Raw genomic sequence first — 12,277 nt, forward strand, 5'->3', positions numbered from 1 at the left:
GCCTCAATAGACGTAGCGGAGTTCCGCCAGCGCCGAGCGCTGCGGGAACGGGTGGAAGACGAAGTAGTCGCTGTCGGTCAGGTTATCGATCCCGATCGCGGCGGACCAATGGCGGTCGATCCTATAGGTCGCCCGCGCGTCGACGACGAAATAGCCCTCAAAGCCCTGGAAGGTGTGGCCGATGACGTCGGTGTTGTCGATCGTGCCGAAGACCCGGTCGCTGTAGCGGGCTGCCGCGGTCAGCGTCAGCTTGTCGTTGGCGCGCCAGGTCGCCACCGCGGTCCAGCGCAGGCGGGGGACCTGCGGCGTGCGTTTGCCGTTGGCCGCCGGAAGCGCGGTATCGCGGGCGATCTTCGAGTCCACCCAGGTCAGGCTGGCGGAAAAGTCGAGGCCCCGGATCAGCACGTCCTGGGCTTCGGCGATGGCCTCGACGCCACGCGAGCGGACGTGGTCGACGTTCTGGACGAAGCTGGTGGACCCGACCGGCGTCAAGGCGGTCTGGGAAATCAGCGCGTCGGAGACGTCCTCGGTGAAGCCCGAGAGCCGCAGGCGCGCCTTGGACCAGGACCGTTCGACCGACAGTTCGCTGGAGACCGCCCGCTCCGGCGCGAGGTTCGGATTGGGGACGAGGACCTGGGTCTGGACCGTCACCGCCTGGTAGAGCTCGCTCACGGTCGGGAAGCGGTAGGCCTCGCCCAGCGAGGCGCTGACCCGCCAGGCGGGGGCCGGTGTCCAGGCCAGCACGGCCTTGGGCGAGGCGCGGTCGGCCGAGCGGCTGGGCTGGCTCACCGAACTGGCCGGCGCGAGCGAGAAATTGAGCCCGTCGAAGGCCCGCCAGTGCTCCTGGCGCACGCCCAGCGTCAGGGTGGCCTGCGGCGACAGCCGAACCTGATCCTCCAGGAATACCGCGTCGGTCTCGGTCTTGCCGCGTGAGGAGGCCGCCAGCGCGCCGCGGGCCCCGGAGATCCAGTCGGCGGTGTTGTAGCGGTCGTTGCCGAGTTCGTAGCGGTCGGTGTGGACGCCCAGGGTCACGGCGTGGGCGCCGGCCGGGGTCCAGACCGCCTTGGCGTCGAGGGTCCGCCAGCCGGTCCCGGAGAGGTCGAGGATCGTCCCCGCGCCGCCGTTGAGCGCGGCGGGCAGGGCGGTCGTGGGCGTCCGCTGCTCGTCGACGCCGAAGTCATAGGCCGTGGCGATGGCTTCCCAGCGCAGGTTTGCGGTCGGCTCCCCGCGCAGGGTCAGCGCCTGCATCCAGTGCCGCTCCTCCAGGTGATAGACACCGCTGGCGAAGGTCGAGGCCGGGATGGCGTAGGTGAAGCCGCCGATGTTCAGCGACCCGGCGTAGACCGGGGCGCCCGAGGCGTCGCGAAGATAGGTCTCGGCGTGAGCGTCGTCGCGGTTGCCGAAATAGCCCACCAGGTAGCCGGCGGTGAGCTTCGGGTTGATCTCCCACTCGAGCTTCAGCTTGGCGTTGTCCTGACGCTGGTCCTCGATGCCGCCCGCGCCCAGCACCGCGATGGCCTGGCCGATCCGGTTGCGGTCGGCGATGGCGCCGCTGACCGGAATCCCGGCCGCGCCCGGCGCAGCGGGGCGCAGCGCGGTCATGAAGCTGAGCGGCTGGCCGTGGGTGTCCAGATGGCTGACGCTGAGACGCCAGGCGAATGGCCCAAGCCGGTCGCCGAGCCCGCCGGCCGCTTCCCAGGTCGGATAGCTGTCCTTGGTCGCGTAGTCCTTGAAGCCCTGCACGCCCGCGCTGGTGCGCGCATCGGCCTCGAAGGTCTGCGGCGTGCGGGTGGTGATGTTGACCACCGCCCCGATGGAGTTGCCCGCATAGGCGGCCGAGAAGGGGCCGTAGAGCACCTCGATCTTCTCGATCTCCTCGGGCGAGACCATACCCCAGCGCGGCGAGGCGGTTCCGTTGTTGTTGCCGATCAGCGCCGAGAGCAGCACGCCGTCGGCGTAGATCAGGCTACGGGCGCTCGAGCCGACGCCCGAGGTGCGGGTCGTCATGGGCGCCTGGGTGTCGCCTATGTGCCGGCGGCGGACGAAGACGTTGGGCAGGTATTTCAACGCATCCTCGACCGTCGTCGCGTTGACGGTCGTGGCGATGTCCTGGGCGGTGAGCGTGCGCGTCGACAGCGGCTGGTCGGCTTGAGTCTGCGCCTCGCCCTGCACCACGATGCCGGAGACCGTGTGAGGTCCGGCGTCATCGTCTTCGGCGGCCAGGGCGGGCGTGGCGCAAAGGGCTGCGCCCGCGAAGAGGGCGCATCGGAGCGCCCGATATCGAAAAGTCATGAGAGATCCTGAACAGCAGGCGTCGGCGTGCGTCCCCTTGGACGCGGCTCGATAGGCTTTCGGTTCACGCGGTGGGCGGACCCTGTCCGGGCGGACGGGGTGGGGCGCGGGCGCGGGGTTCGAGGAGGCTCAGGACCGGCGCGTGTTCGAGGCGCTCGGCGGCGTAGGCGACGGGCCGGACGGCCAGCTCCGGCGCGATCACGATGGCCATGGCCGCGGCCAGGCAGTCCTGGCAGGGCATGCCGGCGAAGCCCTTGTGCGGCGCGGGCTGGCCGTGCGCCGCGAGTGTCTGCACGCCTGTCGAGACGCAGATGGTGAGCCCGTCCGCGGGTTCCGGCCGCGCCATGGCGGCGGCGGGGATCAGCGCCTGCACCAGGAGCGCAAACACCGCGAGGAGCGCGGCGAGCGCTCTTCGGTCGTTCGTGGGCTGGCGGGCGGACGGCATCGGCGCTCTCTACGCCGTTCCGGCGATTTCTCAAGACGCCGGGCTGCGCCATAGTCGCAGCCGCCCTATCTGGAGACCCGATGGCCGGCCACGTCCAACCGCAAGATTACAAGGACGTGGTCCTGTTCCTGGCCACCGCCGGCGTGGTCGTGCCGCTGTTCCGGCGCTGGAAGCTCTCGCCGATCCTGGGGTTCCTCGGCGCGGGCGTGCTGCTGGGCCCGTTCGGCCTCGGCAGCCTGACCGGCCGGGCGCCCTGGCTTTCGGCCCTGACCATCGACAATCCCGACGAGGTCGCCCAGCTCGCCGAGTTCGGGGTGGTGTTCCTGCTGTTCATGATCGGCCTGGAGCTCTCCTGGGAGCGGCTGCGGGCGATGCGCAAGTTCGTCTTCGGCCTGGGCGCGGCGCAGGTGGGCGTTAGCCTCGCGGTCACCGCCGGGGCGGCGCTGTCGCTCGGCCAGCCACTGGGCGCGGCGATCGCCATCGGCGCGGCGCTGGCGCTTTCGTCGACGGCCATCGTCATGCCGATCCTGGCCGAGCAGAAGCGGCAGCATTCGCTGGCCGGCCGCACGACCTTCTCGGTGCTGCTGTTCCAGGACCTGGCCGTCGCGCCGATCCTGGTGACGCTCACCCTGCTCGGGCGGCAGGGCGGGGCCGCGGCGATATCGCCCAACCTTCTGCTGGCGTTCGCGCCGGCGGTCCTGGGGATCGGCGGTCTGCTGGTGGTGGGGCGGCTGGTCCTGCGCCCGATGCTGCGCTCGGTGGCCCGCGCCAAGAGCGAGGAGCTGTTCGTCGCCGCCTGCCTGCTGGTGGTGATCGGGGCGGGCCTGGTCAGCGCCTTCGCCGGCCTGTCCATGGCGCTGGGCGCCTTCATCGCCGGGCTGCTGCTGGCCGAGACCGAGTTCCGCCATGAGGTCGAAGTGACGATCGAGCCCTTCAAGGGCCTGCTGCTCGGCCTCTTCTTCCTGTCCATCGGCATCGGTCTGAACGTGCCGATGCTGATCGCCCGACCGGCGGAGGTGCTGGGCGCGGCGGCGGGCCTGACAGCGGTCAACGGCGCGGCGGTGTTCGGGCTGGCCAAGCTCTTCCGCCTGCGCACCCGGGCCGCCGCGGAAGCCGCGCTGCTGTTGGCCGGCGCCGGGGAGTTCGCCTTCGTGATCCTCGGCCAGGCGATGGACCAGAAGCTGGTCGACCGCACCACCGGCGAGGCGCTGCTGGTCGCCGCGACCCTGTCGATGGTCTCGATCCCGTTCCTGGCGGCGCTGGGCGCGCGGATCGGCGGCCGGCGGATCTCGCCGGCCGACCTGCCCGAGGCCGAGGGCGACGCGCCGCCTGCGCCCCGCGTGCTGATCGCCGGCTATGGCCGGGTCGGCCGGCTGGTGGGCGAGATGCTGCGCCGCCACGACATCGCCTGGGTGGCGGTCGAGCAGGACGCCCGGCTGGTTGAGACCGCCCGGCGGGCCGGCGAGACCCTGTTCTTCGGCGACGCGGCGCGGCCGGACTTCCTGGCCCGCTGCGGCCTGGCCGATGCGCCGGCGCTGGTGGTGACCATGGACGACCCGGACGGCGCCGAGGCCATCGTCTCGGTGGCGCGCGAGATGCGCCCCGACCTGACCATCGTCGCCCGCGCCCGCGACGCGCGCCACGCCCAGAGGCTCTACGACCTGGGCGCCACCGACGCCGTCCCCGAGACCGTCGAGGCCAGCCTGCAGCTTTCAGAAGCCCTGCTGGTGGAGATCGGCGTGCCGATGGGCCTGGTGATCGCCTCGATCCACGAGCGCCGCGACGAGTTCCGCAAGGCCTTGAACCGGCCCGATGCGCTCGGCGGTCGCACGCGGGCGCGGCGGGCGAATCGCGACGCCTGAACGGCGCCGAAAAAGCGCCCAAAAATAGTCCGTCCGCGCCCTGTGGGGGGAACCAAGCGGCGCCGTCTACGTTGCAAGGTCAGCGCGTATGGGGCGCGGGTCAGTATGGGGGCGTAAATGTCGCCACGGGGCTTAGGATGCGAAAGCGGTTGGCTCACGCCGAACGCCATCTTCGTGCGTCCGATGCGCGCCCGCGGCGCCGAGACAAATTTACAAGGTTTTCCAAGGTTCTCGCTGGAACGGGCGAACCGGCCGCGAGGTTGTTAGCTTTTCCACCAATAACCTGCGCAATCAGAGGATGAGCTGGATGACGTGTTGGGCGCGCCAGTTTTTCCCGCCAAGAAAGCAGTCAACGTCGGCCACGACGTTGATCCTTGAGGCGATAGTCGTATAGCGTCCGACCTAAGGTTCGCGGGTCGAGAGATTGAGGTTCGAGTGTGGCTTCGGTGACACTTACGCAATCTGTCGGCCTTGATATAAGAAAAGCTGGGTCGATTGGCCGCAGCCTAGGGCAATGAGAGGGCTCTGATTATGAAGTTCAAACTCCTGGCAGGGGCCGCTATGGCGGCGGTGTTCGCCGCGTCCGGCGCCTCTGCGCAAGTCGGTTGGTATGGGGCCGCTGATCTCGGCTACCACTGGCCGGAGGGCATCAAGGCAGATTCCTCCGCCCTGGCCGCCAACGGCATCAAATACACCTGGCGCTTCAACCAGGAAGACGACTGGACCGGCTTCGCCCGTCTTGGCTATCAGTTCACCGACCATTGGCGCGTCGAACTGGAAGCCGGCTATCGCCCCGGCAACATCGATTCGGTCCGCGGCGGCACCACCCAAGCCATCGTCGGCCTCTGCACCCCCGGCGTCGTCCGCACCGCGGCCGCGCCGAATTGCGGATCGCCGAACGGCAAGATCGAATCTTGGACGCTCATGGGCAATGTCATCTACGACATTGGTCCTGACTGGATCCTCGATCCGTTCATCGGCGCCGGCGTCGGCGTCCACCATACGGCTCTGACCACCGACGGGCAGTTCTCCAACGTCACGGGCGTGATCACCGGCGTCGCCGGCGCGAACCCCGCGATCCAGAACCTGCACATCGACGACAGCGACAACGCCTTTGCGTGGCAAGTCATCGGCGGCCTGGCCTGGAAGGCCACGGATCGCCTGCACGTCGATGCGACCTACCGCTTCCTCAGCGGCTCCGACGCGGCCTACACTTCGGTGGGCACCGGCGCGCTGCAACCGGGCGTGTTCACGGGCAAGTACCGCGACAGTTCGGTGACCGTGGGCCTGCGCTACTCCTTCGCGCCGCCGCCCCCGCCGCCGCCGCCCCCCCCGCCGCCGCCTCCCCCGCCGCCTCCGCCTCCTCCGCCGCCGCCTCCCCCGCCGCCGCCTCCGCCGGCCGCGTATGAGGCCAAGCAGTTCATCGTCTACTTCCCGTTCGATCAGTACATCCTGACGCCGGAAGCCCAGTCGGTGGTCCAGGAAGCCGCCAACTACGCCGCCGCCGGTCACGCGACCAAGGTGACCGTGGTCGGCCATACCGACACCTCCGGTTCGGCGGCCTACAACGTCCGCCTGTCGGAACGTCGCGCCAAGGCCGTCGCCGACGCCCTGGTCGGAATGGGCGTCGCCCAGACCGCCCTGTCGGTCGACTGGAAGGGTGAAACCGCCCCGGCGGTCGCCACCGGCGACGGTGTGAAGGAACCGCTGAACCGCCGTTCGACGATCGACATCAACTTCTGATTTCGATCACCGAGCTTCGGTGACGTTAGCGGGAGCCCGGCCGAAAGGCCGGGCTCCTTGCGTTTGGGGAAAGCTTCCGGCGGACCTTGCGTTCGGCGCACGACTTTCCCATTAGTCCCGGCGAACGCGCGGGACAGACATGCCTTTCGATCAGCTCGACCTGGGAAAATTTGCGGATGAGCGGCAGGCCGTGGCCGCCGCCCTCGCGAGCCGGCCGCTGAGCGCTGAGGACCGCAAGGCGGTGCTCGACGAAGCCACGGCCCTGGTGCGCGCCGCCCGGCGCGGCGCCCGGCGCCAAGGCGTCGTCGAAAGCTTCCTGCAGGAGTTCAGTCTGTCGACCCGCGAGGGCCTGGCGCTGATGTGCCTGGCCGAGGCCCTGCTGCGCACGCCCGACGAAGAGACCCGCGACAAGCTGATCGCCGAGAAGATCGCCTCGGCCGACTGGGCGAGCCATGCCGGCAATTCCGACTCGATCCTGGTCAACGCCTCGACCTGGAGCCTGATGCTCACCGGCAAGCTGATCGACCCGGACGAAGAGGCCGGCGCCGACCTGCCGGGCTTCATCCGCCGGCTGGCCGGACGGCTCGGCGAGCCAGTGATCCGCCGCGCCGTAGGCGCCGCGGTCAAGATCATGGGCGAGCAGTTCGTACTGGGCGCGACCATCGAGAAGGCGATCCGCCGCGCCGCCCAGGACGGCTTTGTCTGCTCCTTCGACATGCTGGGCGAGGGGGCCCGCACCGAGGCCGACGCCGACCGCTACGAAGCAGCCTACGCCGCCGCCCTGAAGGTGGTGGCCAAGCACGCGGGCGCGCAGGGTCCGGAGGCCGGCCACGGCGTTTCCGTGAAGCTCTCGGCGCTCTCCCCGCGCTACGAGGCCCGCCAGCCCGAGCGGGTCTGGGGCGAGCTCTATCCGCGCATCAAGCGGCTGGCGGTCGTCGCGGCCAAGGCGGACATCAACCTGACCCTCGACGCCGAGGAAGCCGACCGGCTGGCGATCTCGCTGGAGATCCTGGAGCGGCTGGCGGGCGAGCCGGAGCTGGGCCAATGGACGGGTCTTGGCCTTGCGGTGCAGGCCTACCAGAAGCGCGGGCCGCAGGTGATCGAAGCGGTGGCCGGCATTGCGCGCGCCTCCGGCCGGCGGCTGATGGTCCGGCTGGTCAAGGGCGCCTATTGGGACAGCGAGGTGAAGCGGGCGCAGGTCGCGGGCCTGCCGGGCTATCCGGTCTATACGACCAAGGCCGCGACCGACCTGTCCTACCTGGTCTGCGCGCGCGCCCTGCTTGGGGCCGCCCCGGCGCTCTATGGCCAGTTCGCGACCCACAACGCCCACACGCTGGCCGCCGTCCGGCAGATGGCGACCCAGTCCGGTCTGTCTCCGGAATACCAGCGCCTGCACGGCATGGGCGAGGCGCTCTACGCCGGCGCCCGGGAGCGCTATGGCGAGTTCCCGCTCAGGGTCTACGCCCCGGTCGGCAGCCACGAGGACCTGCTGCCCTATCTGGTTCGCCGGCTGCTGGAGAACGGCGCCAACACCTCCTTCGTCCATGCCCTGCTGGATGAGCGCACCCCGGTCGAGAAGGTCGTCTCCGACCCCATGGCCGCCATCGAGGCCTCGGGCGGCGCGCCGCACCCGCGCATCCCGCTGCCGGTCGATCTCTATGGGCCGAGCCGCAAGAACTCCCAGGGCATGGACCTCTCGATCGCCGCGACGCGCGAGGCCTTGGCGGCCGCGATCGCGGCCCTGCCGCCGCTGGACGCCGCGCCGATCATCGGCGGCAAGTCGATCAAGGGCGCCTCGACGCCGCGCGTCTCGCCCTCGAACCTCTCGAAGACCATCGGCCAGGCGGTGGACGCCGCCGGGACGCAGGTCGACGCCGCCTACGCCGCCGCCGCCAAGGCCCAACCGAGCTGGAACGACCTCGGCGGCGAAGGCCGCGCGCCGGTGCTGCGCGCCATGGCCGATGCGCTGGAGGCCGACCGCGAACGGCTGATCGCGATCTGCGCGCGGGAGGCCGGCAAGACCCTGGCCGACGGCGTCGCCGAGGTACGCGAAGCCGCCGACTTCTGCCGCTATTACGCCAGTCTGGCCGAGCGGCAGTTCGGGGCGCCGGAGACCCTGCGCGGCCCGGTGGGCGAGACCAATCAGCTCTCCCTGCACGGCCGCGGCGTCTTCGCCTGCATCAGCCCCTGGAACTTCCCGCTGGCGATCTTCACCGGCCAGATCGCAGCCGCGCTCGCCGCCGGCAACGCCGTGCTGGCCAAGCCCGCCGAGCAGACCCCGCTGATCGCCGCGGCGGCTGTGCGCCTGTTCCATGCCGCCGGCCTCGACCCCAACCTGCTGCACCTGCTGCCCGGCGACGGCGCGACCGTCGGCCAGGCGCTGGTGGCGCACCCGTCCTGCGCCGGCGTCGCCTTCACCGGCGGCACCGATACCGCCTGGGCGATCAACCGGACGCTCGCCGCGCGCAACGGGCCCATCGTCCCGTTCATCGCCGAGACCGGCGGCCTGAACGCCATGTTCGTCGACACCACCGCCCTGCGCGAACAGGTGATCGACGACGTGCTGGCGTCGGCCTTCGGCTCGACCGGCCAGCGCTGCTCGGCGCTGCGCATGCTGTTCCTGCCGCACGACACCGCCGACGCCTTGATCGAGGGCCTCGCGGGGGCGATGGACGCGCTGGTGATCGGCGACCCGGCCGATCCGCGCACCGATATCGGCCCGGTGATCGACGAGGACGCCCGCGTGGCTCTGGCCGCCCACCGCGAACGCCTGGGCCGTGAAGCCAAGGTCATCCACGACCTGGCTGCGCCGGCCGGCGGGCACTTCTTCGCGCCCGTCCTGGCCGAAATCCCCTCCGCCGGCTTCCTGCAGAAGGAGGTGTTCGGGCCGATCCTGCATGTGGTGCGCTATGACGCAAACGACCTCGACGCGGCGGCCCGCCCGCTTGCCGCGGCGGGCTATGGCCTGACGCTCGGCGTGCACAGCCGCATCGAGGCCTTCGCCGAGCAGGTGCGCGCAGCTGTCCCGGCCGGCAACGCCTACGTCAACCGCTCGATGATCGGCGCGGTGGTCGGCGTGCAGCCGTTCGGAGGGGAAGGCCTCTCCGGCACCGGGCCCAAGGCCGGCGGCCCCAACGCCTTGCTGCGCTATGCCGTCGAGCGCGCCGTCAGCGTCAACATCGCGGCCCAAGGGGGCGACCCGGCGCTGCTCAACCTCAATCCCTGAGACTGTCCGCTAGGTTCTCGTCGACCGCGGATTGGCCGGCTCTCGCGGCGCCGGCGATCCGGTCCATCGCGCCGCCAGCCGCCGCCATTCCCGCGTGGCGATGTCCAGGGGGTTGGAAGCGTCGGCGTTGAAGCCCGCAAGGCCGAAGTCGTGGACGATGGCGGCCCCCTCGGGGCTGTAGGTGCCGAACAGCCGGTCCCAGACGATCAGGAAGCCGCCGAAATTGCGGTCGATGTGCCTCGCCTCCAGGGAATGGTGCACGCGATGGTGCGAGGGCGTCACGAACACCCATTCGAGGGGGCCGAGCCTGGGCGCCCACTCGTTGTGGACGCCGGTCTGCCAGATCAGCAGCAGGACGAAATAGGGCGCCGTCTGGAGCGGCGAGAAGCCGAGGAAGCCGAGGCCGATCCAACTCAGCCAGGTTCCGGAGACGACGTCCGTCCACCCCTGGCGGAAGGCGGCCAGCATGTTCAGGCGCTTGGCGGTGTGATGCGGGAAATGGCTGGCCCACAGCCATGACCACCGGTGGCTCAGGCGGTGCCATGCATAATAGAAGAGGTCGGCGAGCAGGATGGCCAGCAGCGGCGCGCCGACCAGGGATCCCAGCTCCAGCACCCGGTGGCGGTAGCCGAAGGCGATCACCAGGGTCGACAGGCCGGCGACGAAGAAGCCGCTCAGGGCCCATCCGGCCGCGAGACCCAGGCTCAGCTCGGAGTCTCGCCACTCGTAGAGCTTTCGCCCGAAACGCCAGTCAACCAGCGCCTCGGCGGCGACCGCGGCGATCAGGAAACCGACCAGCAACACGGGCGCTGCCCTTGGCCGCGGCTAGTCCCGGTCGCGGCGGCGCAGGCGGATGGCCAGATAGCCCGCGCCGGTGACGGCGAGGATGGCGAGGCCCGGCAGGCCCGCGCCGAGCAGGGGCGCCGGGGCGCCGACCGGCGTGACGGCGCCGGCGAAGCTCGCCGAGGCGGCGGCCCATCCTGCGAGCGCCAGGGTCGACAGCGAAATCCAGTTTTTCATCGTAAGTATCCTACAGCCCCACTAACGTTAGAATTCATGGCACGCCGTTCTTCGAGCGACAATCAATCATTAACGGTTGGGAATGCCGAGCGCGGGCGCCCAAAGCTTGTCTAGCGTGACCCGCACCGCGCCGATGCTCAGCGACGGGAAGATGTTCCCCGTCACGATCTTCGTCCTGATCGCCAATGCTGTGGCGTCAAAGGTCCTCGCCGCCTTCGCCGAGCACGGCCCGGTTGCGGCGCTGGTCGGCGGGCTTGGCCTCAGCTGGGCGTTCTGGCTGTCGTTCGCGCTCTGTATCCGGCTGGCGCTGATCGAGGAGGATCGGGCGCCTCGGCCCCGGGATCTGTGGGTCTGTGGCGCCTGCCTGTTGGCGGCCTTGATCCCGATCAGCCAGGTCAGCGCGCTCGCCTGCACGGCTCTGGCCTTGGTCCTCCTGCTCGACCGGACGCGGGGCGTCGCCCTGAAGGCTGCGGCCTGGATTCTGCTGGCCATCAGCGTCCAGCTGCTCTGGAGCCGGCTGACGATGCTGCTGTTCGTCGGCCCGATCGCGGCCCTCGACGCTCATCTGGTCAGCCTGCTTACCCAGACGCCAGTGCAGGGCAACACCGTGCAGTTCGCCGACGGCGCCCGAGGAGGGATGTCCATCCTCGGCGCCTGCACTTCCGTTCAGAACGCCTCCGTGGCGCTCATGCTGTTCGTGGCGATCGTCAGGACCTTTCGGCCGGCGCCGGTCCGCTCGGAGATATATCTGCTCATCGGGCTGTTCCTCTCCGTCGTGGTCATCAACGTCGTGCGGCTGGCCCTGATGGCCCAGAGCATGGCGATGTTCCGGCTGGTCCATGGCGATGTCGGCGGCGGGGTGACCAATGGGATCATCACCGCGGACGCCTTGCTCTGGGCGGTGATCAGCGTGCGTCGGGAGATCTTCGATTAGAGCCTATCTCGTCGCGGCGGCGGCGATCCTGGCGTTGAGCCTTGCCCTGAAGGTGGTCGTGAGCTCGGCGTGGGTGGACCATGCGCCGCCCGCGCCGCGTTCCGAGGTGCTCGGCCGGTTCCTCGCGGCGACGACCGGGGCCCCGATCGAGCCGGTGGCGGATGGCTGGCGCTTCCGGTCCGGCGCCTGCCAGATGTCCGCCTTCCCTTCGGGTCCGCGAGGGACCCTCGATCTGGGCCCCAAGAGCCGCGCCCGGCGGCGGGACCGCATCGCCTATGTCTACCGCGGTGAGCTCAGGGCCGAGCCGCCGACCTGGACGCTGGCGAGCGATGTCATCTTCTATCGCCTGACCTCCGCCATCCGTCCGGCGAACGAGCCGGGCTACGTCGTCTTGATCTACCCGAAGGACTGCGCGGCGCCTTCGCTGCCCTGGAGCCGGCTGCCGATAGGTTGAGTTCGGGCGGGATTTCCACGCCCGGTTGGCGCCGCCGATCGCACCGGCTTGGCCGCTCGCCGGCCAGTCGGTCACAGTCTCGTGACCGGGGGTGCGGCGACGTGTGCCAAGTGGTTGATCTGCCGAGGGCGCGAACGCCTGTTAACCTTTGGTTTACGAAAAAAGCTGGGCGCCGAAGGGCCGCCCTCATTGACGAGTCATTAGGACGGGTGCCCCATATGTGGGTTGTTCGGGTTCCACACCCACAACATGTAGGGGCTTAGAGCTAGCCGGGGGCGGCGGGTTCTACAGGGGCATAAGG

General features: G+C 70.0%; 9 protein-coding genes. 5 read left to right on the forward strand and 4 right to left on the reverse strand.

Annotation, left to right across the window (positions count from 1 at the left end; translation table 11 throughout):
- Nucleotides 1–3: 3 nt before the first annotated feature.
- Both ACESMY_RS03350 and ACESMY_RS03355 read right to left on the reverse strand, forming a co-directional pair.
- Complete coding sequence (locus tag ACESMY_RS03350; protein ID WP_372782142.1) at nt 4–2,292, reverse strand: TonB-dependent receptor; 2,289 nt, start codon at nt 2,290–2,292, stop codon at nt 4–6.
- Between the two features lie 64 nt (nt 2,293–2,356).
- Nucleotides 2,357–2,737 (reverse strand): DUF2946 domain-containing protein, encoded by a 381-nt coding sequence (locus ACESMY_RS03355; protein WP_372782144.1) that lies wholly within the window; start codon nt 2,735–2,737, stop codon nt 2,357–2,359.
- 80 nt (nt 2,738–2,817) lie between these two features.
- Between ACESMY_RS03355 and ACESMY_RS03360 the strand changes: the two genes are divergently transcribed.
- The 3 genes from ACESMY_RS03360 to putA all read left to right on the forward strand — a co-directional run bounded on the left by ACESMY_RS03360 (nt 2,818) and on the right by putA (nt 9,568).
- Nucleotides 2,818–4,599 (forward strand): cation:proton antiporter, encoded by a 1,782-nt coding sequence (locus tag ACESMY_RS03360; protein ID WP_372782146.1) that lies wholly within the window; start codon nt 2,818–2,820, stop codon nt 4,597–4,599.
- A gap of 531 nt (nt 4,600–5,130) precedes the next feature.
- Nucleotides 5,131–6,342, forward strand: a complete 1,212-nt coding sequence (locus ACESMY_RS03365; protein ID WP_372782148.1) for an OmpA family protein — start codon at nt 5,131–5,133, stop codon at nt 6,340–6,342.
- A 139-nt stretch (nt 6,343–6,481) separates the two neighbouring features.
- Nucleotides 6,482–9,568 (forward strand): bifunctional proline dehydrogenase/L-glutamate gamma-semialdehyde dehydrogenase PutA, encoded by a 3,087-nt coding sequence (gene putA, locus ACESMY_RS03370; protein ID WP_372782150.1) that lies wholly within the window; start codon nt 6,482–6,484, stop codon nt 9,566–9,568.
- A gap of 9 nt (nt 9,569–9,577) precedes the next feature.
- Here the strand turns inward: putA and ACESMY_RS03375 are convergent, their stop codons facing one another.
- Together ACESMY_RS03375 and ACESMY_RS03380 are read right to left on the reverse strand one after the other, a co-directional pair.
- Entirely contained in the window at nt 9,578–10,372 is a 795-nt protein-coding gene (locus tag ACESMY_RS03375; protein WP_372782152.1) for a sterol desaturase family protein, read from the reverse strand.
- 21 nt (nt 10,373–10,393) lie between these two features.
- Nucleotides 10,394–10,588: a hypothetical protein gene (locus ACESMY_RS03380; protein WP_372782154.1), complete on the reverse strand. Its 195-nt coding sequence runs from the start codon at nt 10,586–10,588 to the stop codon at nt 10,394–10,396.
- A 106-nt stretch (nt 10,589–10,694) separates the two neighbouring features.
- Here ACESMY_RS03380 and ACESMY_RS03385 point away from each other — a divergent pair, with 106 nt between their 5' ends.
- Together ACESMY_RS03385 and ACESMY_RS03390 are read left to right on the forward strand one after the other, a co-directional pair.
- Nucleotides 10,695–11,522, forward strand: a complete 828-nt coding sequence (locus ACESMY_RS03385) for a hypothetical protein (protein WP_372782156.1) — start codon at nt 10,695–10,697, stop codon at nt 11,520–11,522.
- 34 nt (nt 11,523–11,556) lie between these two features.
- Nucleotides 11,557–11,976, forward strand: coding sequence for a hypothetical protein (locus ACESMY_RS03390; protein ID WP_372782158.1), 420 nt, complete (start codon nt 11,557–11,559; stop codon nt 11,974–11,976).
- The last annotated feature ends 301 nt before the right edge of the window (nt 11,977–12,277 follow it).

This window comes from Phenylobacterium sp., assembly GCF_041691455.1.
Taxonomy (GTDB): Bacteria; Pseudomonadota; Alphaproteobacteria; order Caulobacterales; family Caulobacteraceae; genus Phenylobacterium.